The sequence below is a fragment of the Pareuzebyella sediminis genome (assembly GCF_008367235.1).
Taxonomy (GTDB): domain Bacteria; phylum Bacteroidota; class Bacteroidia; order Flavobacteriales; family Flavobacteriaceae; genus Pareuzebyella; species Pareuzebyella sediminis.
Window position 1 is genome coordinate 429,477 of sequence record NZ_VTZS01000001.1, and the last position, 19,809, is coordinate 449,285.

At 41.2% G+C, this 19,809-nt stretch carries 16 protein-coding genes; 6 read left to right on the top strand and 10 right to left on the bottom strand.

Annotated elements, in window-relative coordinates; translation table 11 throughout:
• Positions 1-146 precede the first annotated feature (146 nt).
• Genes fmt through F2B13_RS01720 form a run of 3 tightly spaced genes read right to left on the bottom strand, consistent with a single transcriptional unit; the run spans position 147 to position 3,590 of the window.
• Complete coding sequence (gene fmt, locus F2B13_RS01710; RefSeq protein WP_149302900.1) at positions 147-1,109, bottom strand: methionyl-tRNA formyltransferase; 963 nt, start codon at positions 1,107-1,109, stop codon at positions 147-149.
• The gene (locus F2B13_RS01715) at positions 1,096-2,994 is read right to left on the bottom strand and encodes a RecQ family ATP-dependent DNA helicase (RefSeq protein WP_149302902.1); all 1,899 of its coding nucleotides are present in this window, start codon (positions 2,992-2,994) and stop codon (positions 1,096-1,098) included. The genes fmt and F2B13_RS01715 overlap by 14 nt, the downstream gene beginning before the upstream one ends.
• 2 nt (positions 2,995-2,996) lie before the next feature.
• Positions 2,997-3,590: an AAA family ATPase gene (locus F2B13_RS01720; RefSeq protein WP_149275518.1), complete on the bottom strand. Its 594-nt coding sequence runs from the start codon at positions 3,588-3,590 to the stop codon at positions 2,997-2,999.
• 55 nt (positions 3,591-3,645) lie between these two features.
• Here F2B13_RS01720 and F2B13_RS01725 point away from each other — a divergent pair, with 55 nt between their 5' ends.
• The 4 genes from F2B13_RS01725 to F2B13_RS01740 all read left to right on the top strand — a co-directional run bounded on the left by F2B13_RS01725 (position 3,646) and on the right by F2B13_RS01740 (position 6,433).
• The gene (locus F2B13_RS01725; protein WP_149275519.1) at positions 3,646-3,933 is read left to right on the top strand and encodes a DUF493 family protein; all 288 of its coding nucleotides are present in this window, start codon (positions 3,646-3,648) and stop codon (positions 3,931-3,933) included.
• A gap of 224 nt (positions 3,934-4,157) precedes the next feature.
• Positions 4,158-4,805: a DUF4290 domain-containing protein gene (locus F2B13_RS01730; RefSeq protein ID WP_149275520.1), complete on the top strand. Its 648-nt coding sequence runs from the start codon at positions 4,158-4,160 to the stop codon at positions 4,803-4,805.
• A 15-nt stretch (positions 4,806-4,820) separates the two neighbouring features.
• Positions 4,821-6,128 carry a UDP-N-acetylglucosamine 1-carboxyvinyltransferase gene (gene murA, locus F2B13_RS01735; RefSeq protein WP_149275521.1) on the top strand — a complete coding sequence of 436 codons (1,308 nt, stop codon included), beginning with the start codon at positions 4,821-4,823 and terminating at the stop codon, positions 6,126-6,128.
• 20 nt (positions 6,129-6,148) lie between these two features.
• Positions 6,149-6,433, top strand: coding sequence for a GNAT family N-acetyltransferase (locus F2B13_RS01740; RefSeq protein ID WP_232625178.1), 285 nt, complete (start codon positions 6,149-6,151; stop codon positions 6,431-6,433).
• Positions 6,434-6,521: 88 nt separating this feature from the next.
• On the opposite strand, the gene F2B13_RS01745 is transcribed toward F2B13_RS01740, so the two are convergent.
• Complete coding sequence (locus F2B13_RS01745; protein WP_149302904.1) at positions 6,522-7,520, bottom strand: pirin family protein; 999 nt, start codon at positions 7,518-7,520, stop codon at positions 6,522-6,524.
• Positions 7,521-7,606: 86 nt separating this feature from the next.
• Positions 7,607-8,053, bottom strand: a complete 447-nt coding sequence (locus F2B13_RS01750; protein WP_149275523.1) for a VOC family protein — start codon at positions 8,051-8,053, stop codon at positions 7,607-7,609.
• A gap of 255 nt (positions 8,054-8,308) precedes the next feature.
• On the opposite strand from F2B13_RS01750, the gene F2B13_RS01755 reads away from it, so the two are divergent.
• Entirely contained in the window at positions 8,309-9,358 is a 1,050-nt protein-coding gene (locus tag F2B13_RS01755; protein ID WP_149275524.1) for a DUF6340 family protein, read from the top strand.
• Between the two features lie 74 nt (positions 9,359-9,432).
• On the opposite strand, the gene F2B13_RS01760 is transcribed toward F2B13_RS01755, so the two are convergent.
• The 3 genes from F2B13_RS01760 to F2B13_RS01770 all read right to left on the bottom strand — a co-directional run bounded on the left by F2B13_RS01760 (position 9,433) and on the right by F2B13_RS01770 (position 12,036).
• A complete protein-coding gene (locus F2B13_RS01760) occupies positions 9,433-10,743 on the bottom strand; it encodes a cryptochrome/photolyase family protein (RefSeq protein ID WP_149302906.1) in 1,311 nt (436 codons plus the stop codon).
• Positions 10,744-10,806: 63 nt separating this feature from the next.
• On the bottom strand, positions 10,807-11,499 hold the full coding sequence (locus F2B13_RS01765; RefSeq protein WP_149302908.1) for an SDR family NAD(P)-dependent oxidoreductase: 693 nt from the start codon (positions 11,497-11,499) through the stop codon (positions 10,807-10,809).
• A 39-nt stretch (positions 11,500-11,538) separates the two neighbouring features.
• Complete coding sequence (locus F2B13_RS01770) at positions 11,539-12,036, bottom strand: SRPBCC family protein (protein ID WP_149302910.1); 498 nt, start codon at positions 12,034-12,036, stop codon at positions 11,539-11,541.
• Positions 12,037-12,296: 260 nt separating this feature from the next.
• Between F2B13_RS01770 and F2B13_RS01775 the strand changes: the two genes are divergently transcribed.
• The gene (locus tag F2B13_RS01775; protein ID WP_149302912.1) at positions 12,297-13,148 is read left to right on the top strand and encodes a DUF2911 domain-containing protein; all 852 of its coding nucleotides are present in this window, start codon (positions 12,297-12,299) and stop codon (positions 13,146-13,148) included.
• Positions 13,149-13,226: 78 nt separating this feature from the next.
• Here the strand turns inward: F2B13_RS01775 and F2B13_RS01780 are convergent, their stop codons facing one another.
• Together F2B13_RS01780 and F2B13_RS01785 are read right to left on the bottom strand one after the other, a co-directional pair.
• The gene (locus F2B13_RS01780) at positions 13,227-16,346 is read right to left on the bottom strand and encodes a DUF5107 domain-containing protein (RefSeq protein ID WP_149302914.1); all 3,120 of its coding nucleotides are present in this window, start codon (positions 16,344-16,346) and stop codon (positions 13,227-13,229) included.
• Complete coding sequence (locus tag F2B13_RS01785; RefSeq protein WP_198440065.1) at positions 16,343-19,627, bottom strand: VCBS repeat-containing protein; 3,285 nt, start codon at positions 19,625-19,627, stop codon at positions 16,343-16,345. The genes F2B13_RS01780 and F2B13_RS01785 overlap by 4 nt, the downstream gene beginning before the upstream one ends.
• Positions 19,628-19,809: the final 182 nt, after the last annotated feature.

A 19,809-nucleotide genomic window follows, 5' to 3' on the forward strand; every position in this document is an offset into this window, starting at 1 on the left:
TTTTTAAACGTCCAACAAATTTATACGGAATTGCGTCGAACGCAAGTAAAATGGGGGTAAATCGCCGTTTTTGTTGATAACTCGGGGCGTTTGTTGATAAAGTAGGGCTTTTTTTACGTTTCCCGCAGCCCTCTAAACACGGGGCTTTAGCAAACTTTGGCATCTTCGTGTAATGTAAGGCCGTTGAGCACGTCTTGTATTTTCATTTTTTTTCTACCGGGTAACTGTAGTTCTAAAAGATAAATAAAGCCTCCATCGACAGCAACTTTAAGCTCTTTCTTATCAGAAAACAATTTTCCTAAAGGCCATTGATGTTCCTTTCTTTCCTTTCTAGCTAAATACACTTTGACCATGAGTTCTTCATCTCCGTTCAATAATTTGGTCCAAGCTGTGGGGTAGGGGCTCATCCCCCTAATTTTATTATAGATGGTGTTTAAAGACATCGTCCAATCGATCCTACAGGTATCCTTATATATTTTGTGGGCAATATTCAATTGCGGCCCGCCTTGTTGTAATTTTGTCTCTACTTGGTCATGTTCGATTGCCCTAACAGTTTTATGAACGAGTTCGGCACCCATTTCCATTAGTTTGTCATGAAGCATTCCTGCCGTCTCTTCTTCTGTAATAGCTACTTTTTCCTGAAGGATGATTTCGCCGGTATCGATTTTATCATCAATAAAGAAGGTAGTGACACCGGTTTGTGATTCTCCATTTATGATGGCCCAATTTATCGGTGCAGCACCACGGTAATCAGGCAGTAAAGAAGCGTGTAGGTTGAAGGTGCCAAAAACGGGCATAGCCCACACGGCCTTGGGTAACATTCTGAAAGCGACCACTATTTGTAGATTGGCATTCAATGCCTTGAGTTGTGATAGAAAAGTTTCGTCCTTCAAATTGGTAGGCTGCATTATTTTGAGACCTTTTGTTATGGCGAAACGCTTAACATCGGATTGTTGGAGCTTTCTGCCTCTTCCGGCAGGCTTATCGGGAGCGGTAATGACCCCTACAATACGGTACCCTTCTTCGATCAGTCTGGCCAAAGAAGCCGTAGCAAATTCGGGCGTACCCATAAAAACAATTCGAAGTTCTCTTTTTTTAGCAGATTTCATATTCATTTTTAGTATTGATTCTAATTTTTCCATCCTCTAAAAGGCTACGTATTACCAGTAAAATGGACCTTTCGTCAGCGTACAGGGATTCGATCAAGGCTCTTGAAGATTGTTTTTCTGCGCTTAAATGAACCAATATGTCATGCGCAAGCTTTTCGGTATCTAAGATTTTTGTGTTCGACCGGCGCATGCAGATATCACAAATACCGCAATCATCACTTTCATTTTCTCCAAAATAGGCCATAATCTCTCGACTTCGACACACTTTTTCATTATGTACGTATCGGAGCATCTTTTCAAGTTTTTCGATTTTAACCTCATTATGCTTCTCGATTTTATTGGCAAAGGCGTTTATGGTATAATCATCTTCACGAGGTACAAGGAAATTTATTTCAAGATCACTCTCTTGCGCATCGAAAGTGATAACCCCATCTTTAGCCAGTTGCTCTAGCACCTGCATTACACGGGCTATTGGGGCATTAGCCTTCTTGGCAATCAACGGTACCTTTATTTTGGTTTCGAAATCGAAAATACCGCCGTAAGTTCTAAGAATAACCTGTATGATGGGAGCGCTCTTTTGGTTTCTTTCTAAATAATCGAAAATTCTATCTTTTGATACGACAAAGTGAATCTTTGTTTTTTTAGAGAAGGATTCGGAAAGGGCAATTACAGAATTTTGATCTAAGACTTTTAAAGCATTATACGTGCGATACGAATTGAGATCATACGCCTCGATAAAGTCGTTAAAACTGAATTTAAAGACATCATCGGTGTACTCTCCGTAAGCTATCTGGAAGTAATTGTTCAGTTTCTGATATACTTTTTTTAGGGTATGAATATCGGGCAGGGCACCATGAAACTGATGGTTGAGCTGCATTTCATCGGCCCTGTTTGTTACCAAAAGAGCCTTTGCAGGTGCTCCATCCCTTCCTGCCCTTCCTGCCTCTTGATAATAATTTTCAATACAATCCGGTATTTGATAATGTATGACCAACCGCACATCGGGTTTGTCGACTCCCATGCCGAATGCATTGGTAGCGACCATAATTTTTATTCGGTCGTTTAACCAAAGATGTAGTTTCTGCTCTTTTTCCTTTTTAGTTATTCCGCCATGAAAATATGTGGCAGTACTTCCATTGCCATTCAGAAATTGTGATAGTTCTTGGGTTAGTCTTCTTGTGCCCGCATACACTATTATGCTCCCTTTGGTTTCAGTACAAATTCTTTTTAATCGATATCGTTTATCTTCTTCCCACAACACCCTAAAGGAGATATTTTTCCTTATAAAGGAATCTTTGGCGACTAAAGGTCTGGTTAATTTTAAATTGACGATTATGTCATTGGCTACTTGCTCTGTTGCTGTCGCGGTTAGTGCAATAATGGGTACTTCTGGTAAAAGTGATCTTATAATGCTACATTCAAGATATGCAGGTCTGAAATCATGTCCCCATTGAGAAATACAGTGGGCCTCGTCGATGGCTACAAGGTTGACATTCATTTGGCGTAGCTTATCTTGTACAAGCTCTTGTTGAAGACGTTCGGGTGACAAATAGACGAATTTATAGTTTCCGAACATACAATTATCGAGTACGTCTACAAGTTCGTTAAAAGGTATGGTACCTGTGAGTGCGAGGGCTTTTATACCCTTTTTTCTGAGGCTATTGACTTGGTCATGTATCAAAGCGATGAGTGGTGACACAACGATACATATGCCTTCTTGTGCCAATGCAGGTATCTGAAAACAGACCGACTTTCCTCCCCCGGTAGGCAGTAGTGCCAATACATCTTTACCTTTGAGAACGGTCTGGATGATTCGCTCTTGGGAACCTTTAAAACTTGAATGGCCCCAGTAAGTACGCAATATCGAAAGGGGATCTTTTTCCATTACTAAAGTCTTAAAATATCGATGATAAAGGCGGTACGTTCTTCTATGGAGCCTTTGGGCACAATGGTGGGAGAATAGCCGAAATTTTCATAGGTGTCTTTCAAATGCGCGTAAATATTTTGAGATTCTTCAAAAGACTCAAAGCGCTCTTCATCTACCACATGGATATCTTGCCATGGGGGCATTATTAAAATCTGTTGATATCTATACTGGTAAGCCGGGGCCTCAAAAGCTTTATCGTACGATTGCCCAAAACAGTTCATGTAAGCATGCACATCAGGAATTCCACGATCAAAAAAAATGACATTGCTTTCTTCCATTTCCGAACTTTTATACTGTTCGATTCGACCCTTGAGTAATTGTTTATTGAATTTAACTGGGTCATCGACCGAAACGATTGGATTGGAGGTAAATACTCCAGGATTCGTACCATTCTTTTCAGACGCGGTCATGCTGCGTATAAGCTCGTGTACACAAGTGAAACCTTTGGCTTCCAAGTTTTGTATGACCGAGGTTTTACCGGTACTTGGCCCTCCGGTGATGACTATTTTCTTTGTTCCCAATGGCACAATGCTTAATCTAGTAAAAGTAATCATTCCCGAAGGATTTTAAAATCACTCATGAACCGTTACCTTTGTCCAAAACAAATCTATGAACAAAGAAAATGCAGAAGAATTCTATGCCCGTCTTCGCGAGCAACTAGAGGAAAGTACCAACTGGCCTTCTGATTATCTCTATAAATTTATCGTTTTGAGCGATCCTGAGAAAATCAAGCAGATACACAAAATATTTGACAATACGGGGGCGGTAATCGAGTCAAAACAATCTAAAAAAGGAAAATACACCAGTGTTTCGATTACCGTCAATCTGAATAATCCGGATGAGGTTATAGAGAAATATCAGGAAGTAGGAAAAGTAGAAGGTGTCATATCATTATAAAATTTTTGGCGAATAACTTTTGAAATAAAGTCTCTTGAGCTATTAGGGTACTTTTACAACCAAAATAAATCAACAGTTTCCTTTTTATTTTTGGATTATCGGCTTCGAATTTTGTCAGGGATCAGTTGGGCACGGCCAAAATAGTTTTTAAGCTATAATTTTATTAATTTGCACACGTTATTAAGAATACCTCCTTAAATTAACCCTAAGCAAAAATTTTCAATTTGAATTTAGTAGAAAACCTAGAATACAATACAGAGCGGTCACGGCTTATCATTCCTGAATATGGGCGTCATTTTCAAAAAATGGTAGATCATGCGGTATCGATAGAAGACGACGAGGAAAGAAACCGCGTAGCCCAGGCCATAATTAGTGTCATGGGCAATTTACAGCCCCATTTGAGGGACGTACCCGATTTTCAACATAAGCTTTGGGATCAATTGTTCATTATGTCCGATTTTAAATTGGATGTGAAGTCACCTTTTCCCATTACCAGTAAAGAGGTTTTACAACAGCGGCCCGAACCGTTGGAATATCCTCAAAACCATCCTAAATATCGGTTTTACGGCAACAATATTAAACGAATGATCGACGTAGCCGTGAAGTGGGAAAAAGGAGATATGCGAGACGGTCTTGAATACGCCATCGCCAATCACATGAAAAAGTGTTATTTAAATTGGAACAAGGACACGGTCGATGACAAAGTGATTTTCAAACACCTCTACGAACTAAGTGATGGTCAAATCGACTTGACCGGAGAAAATCTCACGGATAGTGGTCAATTTCTTAAGAATCGGGTTTCTAAGTCACCTAGGAGCAATTCAGGGAAAAAAAACCAACGAAACAGCAATCGCGGCAAAAAGCGATACTAATATTTTCCTTCTTTTATGGGTACCTTTAAAATTGAAGGCGGTCACCAGCTCTCCGGTGAAATTACGCCACAAGGCGCAAAAAACGAGGCCTTACAGATTTTGTGCGCAGTACTTTTGACTGCCGAAAAAGTTACGATCAGTAATATTCCAGATATTGTCGACGTCAATAAATTGATTACCCTCTTGGAAGATTTGGGGGTTAAAATACGTAAGAAGGAAAAAGGTACGTATACCTTCGAGGCAGACGAAATCAACTTGGATTATATGCAATCCGCGAAGTTTAAAGAGGATGGTCGCGGCCTTAGGGGTTCCATCATGTTAGTAGGTCCTCTTTTAGCACGGTTTGGTCGGGGGTATATTCCGAAGCCCGGTGGTGATAAAATAGGTCGACGACGACTTGATACCCATTTTGAAGGTTTTATTAAACTCGGAGCCAAGTTCCGGTATAACAGGGAAGAGCATTTTTATGGCGTAGAAGCCAAAAAGTTGAAGGGTACCTATATGCTTCTTGATGAGGCTTCCGTTACCGGTACAGCAAATATTGTAATGGCTGCGGTGCTTGCAGAAGGGAAAACTACGATCTATAATGCCGCTTGCGAGCCTTACCTGCAACAGTTATGCAAAATGTTGAACCGTATGGGCGCAAAGATAGCTGGGGTAGGTTCCAACTTATTAGAAATAGAAGGCGTCGCAACCTTGGGGGGCACCGAGCATGCCATGTTACCCGATATGATTGAAATCGGTAGTTGGATCGGTCTGGCGGCAATGACCAAGAGCGAACTGACCATCAAAAATGTGAGCTGGAACGATTTAGGACAGATTCCTACCGTCTTTAGAAAGTTGGGAATTATAGTGGAGCGCAAAAATGACGACATTTTTATTCCTAAGCACACAAAAGGCTATGAAATACAGAATTTTATTGATGGTTCGATTCTGACCATAGCAGACGCTCCATGGCCAGGACTTACCCCTGATTTGCTGAGCATAATTCTAGTGGTTGCCACACAGGCCAAAGGTGAAGTACTTATCCATCAAAAAATGTTTGAAAGTCGACTCTTCTTCGTTGATAAGTTGATAGATATGGGGGCGAAGATTATTCTCTGTGATCCCCATCGGGCCACCGTCATAGGACATGATTTCAAATCGACCCTGAAAGCCACAACCATGGTTTCCCCAGATATTCGAGCAGGGGTTTCTCTTTTAATAGCCGCCTTGTCGGCCAAAGGTACTTCTACCATTCACAATATCGAACAAATTGATCGGGGCTATGAGAACATCGATGAGCGTCTACGAGCTATCGGAGCGAACATTGTGAGGGTATAGAGACAGCAAAATTAGAATTCTTGGCAAAGAATTACTTAGATAGACTTCAGCTTGATATCGTTTCCGTACCGAAGAACCGTTTTGAACTAAATGTCGACGGGCAGGTTGCTTTCATAGATTTTATAAGGGCTAAAGAAAACAAAATCTTCCTCACGCATACAGAAGTGCCTAAAAGCCTCGAAGGAAAGGGTGTGGGAAGTACCATCGTTTCGAAAGTTTTGGATTACATCAGGGAAAATAATCTCAAACTGGCGCCCTATGCCCCTTTGTGGCGGCCTACATTAAAAGACATCCCGAGAAGGTAGATGGACTTTTGGCAGAGGGCTATTCCGTTTCCTAGACTTTACTTAAAAGAGCCTTCGACTCCAGACTATTTAAAGTCCAGCGCACACACTATTTTTCAACAAGGGTCTCATCAGGGTATTTGGCAAAACGCCCACGTTCTTTGTCGTGTACGTTATCTGCATGAGGCCATGGCCAACCTCCATATTGGGTCAATCTATACTGCTCCATGGCATCCTGAATTTCCTTTTGGGTATTCATGACAAACGGGCCGTACTTGGCTACCGGTTCATTGATGGGTTTACCCTGAAGTAGTAAGAGGTATGCAGATTTTTGTCCGGCCTGTATCACAATTTCTTCTTCAGCGTTGAGTTCGATACCTTGGTTCGGCGTGATGCTAGTATCCTCCAAGGAAATAGTATCGCCTTCGTAAAAATAAAGAGTTCGGTTTATGCCCTTACTGGCCTTGGGGAGGGTACACGTAGAATGAGGTTCTATCTGTATGTTCCATATAGCAACCTCGTTGCTTTTATCGGCAGCCCATGAATCGGGTGCAGGAGGAGGTGCATCTGCCTCTCCATAACTTCCGGCCACTATTTTTATTCGGGTACCTTCGGAAGTAATTATAGGAATGTCCTCATGCCATAACATTTTGAAATGCGGGTCGACAAATTTGCTTTTCTGCGGAAGATTGAGCCAAATTTGAAACAGTTCCAAGGTGTTTTCTTTATCGGTTTCTAAAAGGGGAAACATTTCGGAATGCTGTACCCCGTTACCAGCGGTCATCCACTGCACGTCACCTTCGCCAAAGCGACCTGCGGCCCCTAACGAATCTGAATGGTCACAAAAACCTTTGTTCACTATGGTAATGGTTTCAAACCCGCGATGGGGGTGGGCTGGAAAGCCTGGTATGGTCTGCCCATGGTACATTCTCCACCCATCTTTAATAGTGAAATCGTTCCCTAAATTACGTCCTTCTAAAGAAGCTGCCGGCGACATGTCTTCTCTTCCCTTAGGATAATGGTCTAGATGATAGACACAGAATAAAAAGGGGTCTTGGGTCTGCCAGGGAAATCCAAGTGTAAATATGTTTTTGATCGCTTTTTTCATGTTTGTATTGTTAACTACTTAAATAAATACTATACTTCTGCCACTTATACCACAAGGCATGCGTTCTTTTTTTCTTAACTACCGAATCAGTGCTTGGCGTCATTTATTTCTATCCAATAGTCGTCGGGGTCTTGTATGTATATTTGCCGAACCCCATCGGATCGGTGGGTAACCGCATTTTTTTCGCCTGGCCAGTCCCAGTACGTTATACCATGGGCTTCAAGGTGGGCAATGAATTGATCTAGGGCTCGTGTTGAAAGGCAAAGGTGCATCGACTTGTTCTTTTCAAACGGTGCAAAATCTTTTTCGATGAGATGAATTTGGGAATTCCCACTTACGATGAACCATCGAAAGCCAGGCGATCGATCAGGATGGGGTGTTTCTCTCAATCCCAAAATTTTTCCGTAGAATTCTGCACTGATATCCGAGTCTTCGACCACAAGGGCAAAATGGTCTATTTTAAAGTCAAAGGCTTGTGACCAACCTGAGTAGGTTATTGGTAGGACAAATAGGATTATCAAAATCTTTTTCATCTAGATTTAATTTTTTTCTTTATCGAATAATTATACCCACTTTTCATAAAATTCAATGGGTCACATGATGCGGCCTCAAGATAACTAAAAAATTCCCTAGAATTGAATTAAGGGAATAGGGTATAGGCCGATTTTTTTCTTTTCCATGTCACACTAAAGTTCAGTTTTACGTGTCTCTGAACAATATTTCGAACACTCTTTGAGTTAATTATCAAGCGTTTGTCCCAAATCAAAACGTTAAACCAAAATATTTTTATGAAAAAACTTAACCTTCTCCTACTAATGACATTCGGCAGTCTTTTTTTTGTTGGATGTAGCGCAACGAATAGATTGACCATGGGTGCTGTAGAGCCTGCGAGGATCAATTTACCTTCCCATATTGTTAAGGTTGGTATTATCAACCGAAGCATACCTTCCGAATCAAATTCTGCCATTGATAAAATAGATAAGATCTTATCGTTGGAGGGGCGAAACCTTGATAAGGAAGGGGCTGAAGCGGCCATAACCGGTCTATTTCATGAATTGTCTAAAAATAAAAAGTTTGAATCGGTTGCGGTTATCGATAGCATTGAAATTCAACGAAAGGGCCTTGGAGTTTTTCCGGCGGCCTTAAGTTGGGAAGCGGTTGAACTAATTTGTGAAGCTTATGACCTAGATGCCTTGTTTTCGCTCGAGTTCTATGACACCGATACCCGTGTAGATTACGAAATGACCAGTGTTGCCATTCCGAACAATATAGGTATTAAGGCATCGGTTCCTGGGCATAAGGTTACTCTGAATACGGCTATCAAAAACGGATGGCGCATCTATGATCCTCAGGCAAAATTGGTCGTAGATGAATATCTGTTGAACGATCATATTGTTTCGGTGGGAAAAGGAATAAACCCGGTGAAAGCCGTTGAGGCGGTTATCGGCCGGAAGGAAGCCGTGTTGCAGCACAGTACTCACCTTGGAAATGCCTATGCTTTTGACCTTATCCCGATACGGAAAAGAATTGCGAGAGATTATTTTGTTCGGGGAACGAATAATTTTGTGATGGCCAAGCGAAGAGCACAGACCGGCGACTGGGACGGAGCGGCTGACCTATGGGAGCAGGAGGTAAGCAATCCTAAAGGGAAAGTGGCCGGTAGAGCCTGTTATAACATGGCGATTATCAATGAAATAAACGGTGATCTCGAAAATGCCGTGCAGTGGGCATCAAAGTCCTATACAGATTATAGAAATAAAGATGCATTGCGCTATCTTAATCTTTTACGGTATCGCATGGCGGAAATCGAACAAGTCGAAGAGCAACTATCGCGATAGTAACCAGAAGGCTAATTATAAGTTACCCATCCAAACGGATGGGTTTTTTCCGTAGTTCAAGAAGGTCATGTTCTTTAACCCACGGCTTCTTTGTAGGTTTTCAGGCAGCGTTCACGCGCTTTTTTGTGATCTACCATTTTGTCAGGGTAGGATTTGGAATCATATTCAGGAATCCATTTCGAAATATATGTTCTGTCTTTATCAAATTTGTCTACTTGGGTCATCGGATTGAAAATCCTAAAATAAGGTGCGGCATCCACACCACTACCGGCCGCCCACTGCCAATTACCGACATTACTGCTCATTTCATAATCTAAGAGCTTTTCTGCAAAATAGGCCTCGCCCCAACGCCAATCGATAAGCAGGTGTTTGCATAAAAAGCTGGCCACTAACATACGTACACGATTATGCATGTAGCCCGATTGGTTCAACTGCCTCATTCCTGCATCGACAAGTTGGAAGCCCGTCTTTCCGTTTTTCCATTTTTCAAACTCGGCCTCATCATTACGCCAGTCGATACGATCGTATTTTTTTTTGAATGCTTCGTTTACCGTTCTTGGAAAATGCCACAAGATTTGCATAAAAAATTCGCGCCAGATGAGTTCGCTCCAAAATACCTCATTTTTCTCGGCAATGGCTTTTTTCATCATTTTACGTATGGATACGGTACCAAATCTCAGGTGGGGCCCTAGTCGAGAGGTACCTTCTTCAATTCCAGGGAAATTCCGGGTATCCTCATAATTTTGGATTAAGGTCGGTGTGACCACATATTCAGGAACTTTTAAGGATGATGTTTCAAAACCCATATCTGATAAGGTTAGATTGGGCAGTCGAGTATGCTTCACCAAATTCTTCAAATATTGACTGGTGTAGTGTATCTTAAGATGGGTGTCGCTTTCAAAGGCCGCTTTCCATTTCTTCATGTAAGGGGTGTAGACCACATAAGGGTCTCCATCATCCTTTACGATTTGATCTTTTTCGAAAATTACCTGATCTTTATAGGTCTTAAAACCAATACTGTTCTCCCCAAGAAATTTTTCGACCTCGGCATCTCTTTTTTTAGCATAAGGTTCATAATCATGATTGGTGTAAACACTTTGTATTTGATACGTTTTGGTCAGTTCCTTAAAAATATCTATAGGCTTCCCATGGTGTATTGCAATCGAGCTTTCATGCTCTTTTTGCAATGTTTCTCTCATGTGCTGAAGCTTATCATAAATAAAGGTTACCCGGGCATCGTTTTTAGGTAGCTTTTCTACTATTTCGGTATCAAAAATAAAGAGCGGCAGTACAGGAAAATTTCCCTTGAGCGCTTCAAGAAAACCAACGTTGTCGTCAAGCCGTAAATCTCTACGGAACCAAAAAATGGAAATTTTCTTATTCATGGAATAGCGTGCTTAATATATTTTGAAAAAAGTCAATGGCCATGTTTGTCTCTATACGCGGTACTAAGTAACGTTTAAAGTAGAAAGCCCGCCGTCGACTCCAACGATTTGACCCGTGATCCAAGTGCTTTTGTCATCCAATAAGAAGGCGGCAATATTTGCAATATCTTTAGGTTTACCTACTCTTTTGAGTGGGTGGCGATCGGCCATTTTTTCACGTTTTTTGTCATTGTTGAGCAGACGATCCGCCAAAGGAGTGTCCACCAAGGAAGGTGCTATTACATTGACCCTTAGATTAGGGGCATATTCCGCCGCCAAAGATTTAGCAAAGCCTTCGATGGCACCTTTTGCAGCTGCTACACTGGTGTGAAATGGCATTCCGGTTCCGACGGCTACCGTACTGAACAAGACCACACTTGCCCCATCTGCCATTTTACCCATGATTTCTTTGATTATTTTTACCATAGAGAAGAAATTCAACTGCATATCTTCCTCAAAGGTATCTAAAGAAAGCATTTTAAAAGGTTTCAAGTTGATGCTCCCTGGGCAATACACAAAACCATGTAAGGTTTCAGGAAGGTCTTCTGTATTCAATTCGTCCGTAGTTGCATCAAACGGAATATGAACAGAATCTGTATCATTAAGTCCCTCAGAACTTCTAGAGGCGACAAACACGTTGTACTCCTTTTCCATCAATTTGACCAAAGCCAGACCGATACCGTGAGATCCTCCTATTAATAGTATGTTTTTTTTCATTCAAATATGTTTGTATGTGCAATCGCTATCCACTTTAGATTAGATGGACTCGAAGCGAATTTGATTTTCTATAGTATCAATGGTACCGAAAAGTTCAGCTAGTTTTTGTTCCCTATACGTAAAAATTTGCCGTAATTGCTTTTTGACCAAGAAAGGATGAACCAACTGGCCCAAGATGCCAAAAGGTAATTTATAATCGATGATATCTTCCATTTCAACACCACCCTCAATTGCTTTCAAAAAATGTTTGTGATGCCATAAAGAATACGGACCAAAACGTTGCTCGTCAACAAAAAACTCTCCTTCTTTGACGTGCGTTATTTCGGTGACCCATTTCGTGGAATACCCGGAAAAAGGCGTCACTTTGTAATGAATGATTTGACCAGGAAACATGGCCCGATTACCCCCGGCAAGTATTTCAAAACCCATATGATCAGGGGTAATGGTACTCAGATTTTTCGGATTTGATAGAAAGTCCCAGGCCTCACTCTTGGAAACGGGTAGTGTTTGTTTTGAAATTAAGCGATAGAGTTTCATTTCATTTTTTACTAAAGATACAAGTAATTTGTGTTTAAATAAATTTCATTTTTGTTAAACAAATTATGTTTTATTTGAAATCATGGCTATTTATACCCAACAAAATAGTCTCATGTCACCAAAAATAGGTCATGGCTAGCTATTCATATATTTCGCTATGTAACCCATATATCAATGGTCCTTCATTCCGATTTAATAAATTATTAACAAATAGGGCATGCCTTTATCTTTAGTTTTGTTAAAACATAAATAACTACATTATGAAGAAAGTAATACTATTGATAAGTGCGATTTTGGTCTCTTTTATCGGAGAGGCTCAAATCAATACACCAGCGCCTAGTCCTGCATCATTGTTGAAACAAAAGGTTGGTCTAACGGATATCACTGTTGATTATTCTAGACCTTCTATGCGAGGAAGAACAATTTTTGGTGATTTGGTACCCTACGATAAATTATGGCGTACGGGAGCAAATGCCTATACAAAAATCACGTTTAGTGACGATGTGTCCATTGATGGACAAGATTTGAAAGCGGGTACCTATGCCATATTCACAAAACCCGGTCAGTCATCATGGGAGGTATTTTTCTATACGGATACCGAAGGTGGCGGAGTTCCTAGTACGTGGGATGATTCAAAAGTGGCGGCCAAGTTAACTGCTCCAGTAGTTAATTTTCCGAAGGAAATGGCTATCGAAACTTTCACTATTATGTTTGATGACCTAACAGATAATAGTGCGAATTTAGGTTTGTTATGGGAGACCGTATATGTGCCAATAAAAATTAATGTCGGTACCGATAAGGTAGTTATGGATAATATCGATAGGGTCATGAAAGGCCCCGATGCCGGGGATTATTATGCCGCGGCCGTGTATTATATGAACTCCGGCAAGGACATCTCTAAAGCTAAGGAGTGGATGGACAAGGCCATGTCAATGACCGATAATCCCGCGTATTGGCAATTACGGCAACAATCTTTGATCCAAGCGAAATCAGGGGATAAAAAAGGAGCTATTGCAACGGCTAAAAAATCGTTGGCCAAGGCAAAAGAGGCTGGTAATGATGATTACGTCAAATTGAATACCGATTCTTTAAAGGAGTGGGGTGCCATGTAGCCAATGCGCTTTTAAGATCTTTTATAGCTACAAATTAGTAAAGCCCCTGATTCATATTAGGGGCTTTTTTTTGCATTATTACTTTTCTTTTACTGCCCATTTGGCAACCTCAAAGACGTCTACAGGTACCGCCAACCCTGATTTTAAGGTATCGATGTCGTTGGTTTCATCTTCGAACAAGGCAACGGCCAATTTGGTTTTTTGGTCGGTTTTTGCCTGCTTTCTAAGACCTTCAAGCACCATGTTTAGTTCTTGCTGCCTTCCCAATGCCCTTAAGGCCAAAAGGCCATAGAGATGATTCAAGGAGTTCATGGCCACATGATGCTTGGTAAATGATACGACCTTCTCAAGATAGCTGAGATTTTTTTCGGTTTCTCCAATATATCGAAATGTTACGGCGAGCAGATAATCTTGGGCCCTTTCATCAGGATCATAAGGCTTTCCAACACCAATATTTTCCGGCCATTTCTTTGAGGCCTCCAATACTTCGATGGCACGTGCATATTTCTTTGCCTTTAATCGGGAATTGGCCAAGGATAAATGCGCCCTTTCATAGATGCTTCGACTTTCGCTAGCATGCTCATAAGGGAGTATTTCAATGGTTTTCAAAACTTCAATAGTCTTTTCAGCCCTATCGGTATTCAACAGGGCTTTGGCATGGGCAAGCCCTATATTGTAATTGCTCGGAAAGCTTTTATAACCCTTTCGCGAGAGCCCATATGCCTTTTCGTAGTGCTTGTGCTCTAAATAGAATTGGATGACTTCTTCCCAGACCTTCCAATCCTTTTGGCCTAAATCTAAGGCTTTCTCATAATCGGCCGCCTTCTCTTCAAAGCTCATTGTCGGTACTACACCTGCTCGAAACCTATAAAAGATATCGGAATCAGGGGTATCGGAAAGAGCGGTTAAAATTTGGTATCCCTCTTCAGTTTGGCCTAAAGCTAAATAGTTTTGGGCCAAAAAATAGCCGAATTTCCATGAGCTGATTTTTTTGAAGGCCCATTCTAAAACGGGAAGAGTTTCCCTTCGATAGGGAAAAACAAAGTCGATCGGGGCCGCTTGAACTTCATCTAATAGTGCGGCACTTCGATTTAGATTCTTTTCTCGAAGTAAATACGCCATCCAAAGCTTACTTTTCGTATCCTTTTGATTGAGCTCTAAAATCTTTATGGCTTCATCCATTAATCCAAGCGCCTTATATTCAAGGGAGAGCCCTAAAATTGTTTCCACGCTAAATTCGTTTGTAATATGGAGCCGGGGTTCTTTGGCATCGGCAAAACTTTGTTCCAGCATCGCAAAATGGTTTAGGGGATCTATTTCTAAAAGGGCCTCTAGTTCCTTTGTAAACTGTGCCTCTTGATCTTTCTTCCTATTAACCACAAGCAATACCTTTCTTGCATTCAGATTGTACGTATTGAAGTCAAGTGCTTTTCGTGCGTAGTTTTCGGCCCTGTTGTAGTTTTTGGAAGCCAGATATATTTCGGCCATTTGGGCGTAGGAGACCGTTCTGTATTTAATATCACGGGCTGCCCATCCTAAAGACTCGAGGGCATTGATTGAATCGTTAAGCGCCCGATACGTTATTCCGGCTATATAATTCGCTCCAGAATCGTAGGTATCCATTCTTAGCACGGTCAGAGCCGATTCTAACGCCTTTTTATAATCGGCACTTCGATATTCTAGCTCAGCTAGTTTTTGCAGGCCCTTCCGATGCGAAGGGTCTAGTTTGAGGAGTTCCAAAAATTTATCTAGGGCCAATTTGAAATCCCGGTATTCTAATGCTTCTGTGCCCTCGTCCAGTAATTTTTCGGAAGCGGATACTTCTATACTTTCGTCGGTATAAAACGGTCTTTTTAGCGTATTCTTTTGGGAATGGTTCGAAAAGTACAGTTCCGTTCCTTGAATGGAAACCGTTACTTTGTCGGATGCATCTGCAACTAGGGTCTTGGAGAAAATTTCCATAGGCTCCATGTTAAGCTTTTGTTGAAATACTTTTTTTTCGTTTACCGTGACAATCATATCATGGTTCAAGGTTTGTAAGGCGTTTAATCCTATGTAAAGCTCTCCCTCTTTATTGGACACATTCAATACACCATGAGGGGAGGCGTCTACCATACCGCCTATGTCTTTATAAGGAAACCATATTTCATTCCATTTGTCCATCACAAAAGGATCAAAGCCCACTTGGCTAATGGGATTTATGACCCCGCCAGAATATTGATCCAAAAGTCTTCCTGCCTGAAACTCTATATATTGCCCATCGGAATCGGTCAAAAGATCTTCCCATATCCCTCCAGAGCGTGATAGTGCCCAGAGCCACAATTTCTGACCTGGCATTTCTTCGTAGGGAGCCCATTGTCCGAATCCGAAGTCGGTATTGTGGTAATATCCGCCAAAAAAGTCATTGAATTCACCCACTACATGATAGGATTTTGAACCCCCAAAATTGTTGTTCTTATAGAAAGCCAAGTTTCGATTTTTATCGTCAATGGGCCAAGAGTGTGCATTGCCATTGTGCCCTACATAAGCGTTTCCGGGTATGAAAAACTCTAGGTCATCGGTGGCAACGGCCGCACCGGTCATCCAGTTGTAGTACGATTCCGTTAGAGGGGAGCCATTATACCAAAAAGCGTTGGTTTCAAAATAGGCCTTATCGCTTTCCAACCGGATTTCTACCTGCCATTTTGTATTCGAAGGTAAGTCGATATTCCCAACGATACAGCTCACACTGCCGTCTGGGTTCGTACGCATTTTATAGTCCACCGGCGTAGCGGTTGAAGGATGGTGTCCTATAATGCCAAAGTTGAATTCAATTCCACCCGAAGTCCAGGGGCCTCTCATGGCAATGTTTCTAAACTTGATAACCTCGTTCTTATAAAGAAACTCATGACCCGTACTTTTTTCGATAGCGCCCCAAACTTTACCGCCCATTTCCGGAAGCACCATTACCTTAATGAATTGATTCTCGAGGGTGACCACTTTCCAATCTTTCTTAGTGGCTTTGTGATCATACTGCTCAAATTTGAAATAAGGGAATATTTTAGGATTTTCCGAGAGTATGGGTACGGGATTTGGCTTTCCAAACCCATAGGTGTCCAACGACAAATTTTCTTCTTTTATAGTTACGGATTGTCCGTGCGTTCCATGGGCAGCGAAAATGCATAGAAGGAACAGTGCGGTATGCCTTATAGTTTTCATTCGATTACCTTTTTTTCTTCAATATAGACTTGTACAGGCTGATTGTTTCTTGCAAAAACGATTAAGTTTTCCTTATCGATTCTTTCTATTAGTACTATATCGCGTACTTCACCATCGATATTGAGACCACTGTCAAGCATATTTACCGGAGTGAATTTTCCCGTTCCATCACCCAATAAAAGAAGCCCTTTATTGGCATCGTAGCGTCCGTATTTAACCCGAGTGCCGAAAAAATTACCGGCTACTACTATATCTAGGTTTCCATCACCGTTCATATCCTGTACCAATGTTGCGAAAACTGGTGAAAACTGGGCAGGGGCGGGGAGTGGGCTAATTTTGAATTTGCCTTCTCCTATATTTTCCAAATAGCTGGTAGTAAATGTTTTAGACTCAAATACTTGGGCGCTAGAGAGCTCTTCTTCGCTAAAGAGATCATTGATTTGGGCACTGGCGTAGTCGGAATAATTGATATACTTACTTTTGAGATTGCTTAATTGGCCCAGCAGGTCGTCTTTTGAGAAAACGGGATAACTTTCACCTAGAATATAGGAAGTCAATATAGGATCAAGTGAACCGTTGTCGTCGAAATCTTTTGCGTAGAGTTGAACGGGTTCTGTTTTGGAAGCTTTGAGTTGTGAGTTCAATCCAAAATTACCCAAAACGTAATCCATATCCCCATCATTGTCAAAATCACCCTCCTCGATGCTGTTCCACCATCCCTCTGAATCTTGCAATCCGGATTTGTCTTTTAATTCAATGAGCTTACCGGCCACATTTTCATAGGCCTTGACCGGCATAAATTCGCCTACGAGAATCAAGTCACTTTTACCATCGCCTGAAAAATCACTCCAAATCGCGTCGGTTACCATCCCGGGATATTCGAGCCCGGTATTGACTGAGGCCGTACTATCGGAAAAATGTCCCCTACCATCGTTTTCTAGCAAATAACTTCTTGGACTGGTGGGATACCTGCCCGGTACGACGCGACCACCGACAAAGAGGTCAAGGTCGCCATCTGTATCAAAATCGGCCGCGGTTACGCATGAACCACTGGTTTTCATAATAGGGAGCGAACTATCCGATTTGTTGAAAGTTCCACGACCATTATTAAGATATAGCCTATCCTGAAGATCAGATGCTTCCATATCAAATTCATTCCCGCCGCTGACCACATAAAGATCAAGGTCTTTGTCATTATCTACATCAAGAAAGAGTGCTCCGATATCTTCTGAGGCCCTATCGGTATTAAATACCTGTGTTGTAACAGCAGAGAAAGAACCAGATGTTTTTTGTAGAAAAAGCTGCCCTGGACTCCCGGCGGCCCCACCGATATACATATCGGATAAACCGTCCCCGTTAACATCTCCTTTCGCTATTTTAGGCCCTTGGGTCGATAATTTATGCGGTAGTAGCTGTTCCCGTTTAAAATCGATATAATTGTTCTCCTTATGGGTAAAAGAAATAAGGCTATCACCAGATACATTGATTAAATAAGTTTCTTGTCCCGCCTTAGTTGTATTTGGTTCCTCTAGTTTAGCTTCCTTTTGGTCTAAGCTCAGAACTTGGTTTACAGTAACGTTATGCAACGTTTGCACCTTATTGTTTGGCCAGAGGACTTTGATATGGTCAATTTTGTCATGTTCGCCTACCCCGAAAATCAAGTTGTAATCCACGGAGGATTGAAACCCCCTGGTAGGCATCATTTCTTGAACCATTTCGGTTCCGTCAACCGTAAGTATGACCTTGGCACCTATACCGAACGTGTTCTTTCCTTCACCTTTCAAGGAAATTTTTAAATAATTGTTGGAAGTATGAAGGTCACTGTTGTTTTTATATATAAAAGCAAAATCATCGGTGTTGTTGACCACCAAATCCATATCTCCATCATTATCCAGGTCTGCGTAGGCAGCGCCGTTTGACAACGATTTTTGGTTAAGACCCCATGCCTTGTTCACTTTGGTAAAAGAGAGATCCCCATTATTATGATAGGTATAATTTTCTTCTATGGTGGAAGGAATATGTTGCAGCAAATCACTAATGGCCATTTCGGCCCCTGTTTTGTTCTCGTCCATTTTTTGTTGTACGGCGTAATTCATAAAGTCCATGTTCGTATAATCGCGCTTCACACCGTTGGTTATAAAGAGGTCTTTTAATCCGTCGTTATCCAAATCAACAAGTAGGGGAGCCCAGCTCCAATCCGTCTTGGAGATACCGGAAAATTGCCCGATTTCCGAAAATGATTTGCCTTTGTTGTTCAAATGCATCATGTTTCGCATGGATTGATGATAAAAACCTGAATTCACCAAAAATTGAAATTTATCGTAATTATCAGGGCCTGACACCATTTTTTGACGATAATTTCCTTCTGGAAGCATATCGAGGGTCATTATTTCGGGGTACCCATCATTATTGATGTCGGCAATATCCGAACCCATTGAAAAATGGGAAGTATGACCGATAAAGTCTTCCAGACTTTCGGAGAAGGTACCGTCTTGATTATTGATATAGAGGTAATCTTGCTCATTAAAGTCGTTAGACACATATAGATCTGGCCAGCTATCACCATTTACATCGGATACGGCGACTCCGAGGCCAAACCCTAAAACATTGGATACCAAGCCTACCTTGTCATTGGAAATCAGAAAGTTGCCATTATCATTAATATAGAAATGATCTTCGTAATATGGATTTCTTTGGGTTTTAAGATTTTTGGAAACTTGTCGAAAACTCGCATACTCTTGAATGGAGTGGTTGACGACGTAGAGGTCGAGATCGCCATCTTTGTCGTAATCAAAAAACGCCCCTTGTGTGGAATATCCCGGATCGTCGATACCATATTGGGCCGCTTTTTCAGTAAAGGTAAGGTCACCGTTATTGATGAACAGAAGATTTTTTCTCTTGAAATCGTCTTTTGCCGCCGACCGACATACGTAGATATCCAATAGTCCATCAGAATTGATATCGACCATGGTCGTGCCTGTATTCCAAAGTCCTTCTGCGAAAACACCGGCATCCTTGGCGATTTCCTTGAATTCAAAATTTCCTTTGTTCAAATAGAGGTGGCTTCCCACCATACTACCCGTGAAATAAAGATCTTGAAGACCATCGTTATTGATGTCTCCGACAGATATTCCGCCTCCATTGTAGATATACCCATATGTTAGAATATTGAATTCTTCGGTTTCGTTGAGAATGTTCTTGAAGGTGATATTGGTCTTGTTTTTCGACAAAAGGGAGAACATGGTACTGTTATCTTCTTGCTCACAAGAAAGGAGGCACATACTAATAAAAATTAGTAATAGGCCATAGAATAGACGATAGGGCATCTTTCAGGTAATTTTTATGATGTATTTTGCTGTTATTTACTCAGCTTTTTTACACTTTGGATGAATATAATATTCTAGTCTTTTTTAAAGAATCATTTTCGAATATTAATCAAAAAACCTGCAGAAAATACAAATTT

Coding starts and splice junctions, on each gene's coding strand:
- fmt (WP_149302900.1), bottom strand. CDS start 1,109: ATGAAATCTGCTAAAAAAAGAGAACTTCGAATTGTTTTTATGGGTACG.
- F2B13_RS01715 (WP_149302902.1), bottom strand. CDS start 2,994: ATGGAAAAAGATCCCCTTTCGATATTGCGTACTTACTGGGGCCATTCA.
- F2B13_RS01720 (WP_149275518.1), bottom strand. CDS start 3,590: ATGATTACTTTTACTAGATTAAGCATTGTGCCATTGGGAACAAAGAAA.
- F2B13_RS01725 (WP_149275519.1), top strand. CDS start 3,646: ATGAACAAAGAAAATGCAGAAGAATTCTATGCCCGTCTTCGCGAGCAA.
- murA (WP_149275521.1), top strand. CDS start 4,821: ATGGGTACCTTTAAAATTGAAGGCGGTCACCAGCTCTCCGGTGAAATT.
- F2B13_RS01745 (WP_149302904.1), bottom strand. CDS start 7,520: ATGAAAAAAGCGATCAAAAACATATTTACACTTGGATTTCCCTGGCAG.
- F2B13_RS01750 (WP_149275523.1), bottom strand. CDS start 8,053: ATGAAAAAGATTTTGATAATCCTATTTGTCCTACCAATAACCTACTCA.
- F2B13_RS01755 (WP_149275524.1), top strand. CDS start 8,309: ATGAAAAAACTTAACCTTCTCCTACTAATGACATTCGGCAGTCTTTTT.
- F2B13_RS01760 (WP_149302906.1), bottom strand. CDS start 10,743: ATGAATAAGAAAATTTCCATTTTTTGGTTCCGTAGAGATTTACGGCTT.
- F2B13_RS01765 (WP_149302908.1), bottom strand. CDS start 11,499: ATGAAAAAAAACATACTATTAATAGGAGGATCTCACGGTATCGGTCTG.
- F2B13_RS01770 (WP_149302910.1), bottom strand. CDS start 12,036: ATGAAACTCTATCGCTTAATTTCAAAACAAACACTACCCGTTTCCAAG.
- F2B13_RS01775 (WP_149302912.1), top strand. CDS start 12,297: ATGAAGAAAGTAATACTATTGATAAGTGCGATTTTGGTCTCTTTTATC.
- F2B13_RS01780 (WP_149302914.1), bottom strand. CDS start 16,346: ATGAAAACTATAAGGCATACCGCACTGTTCCTTCTATGCATTTTCGCT.
- F2B13_RS01785 (WP_198440065.1), bottom strand. CDS start 19,627: ATGTGCCTCCTTTCTTGTGAGCAAGAAGATAACAGTACCATGTTCTCC.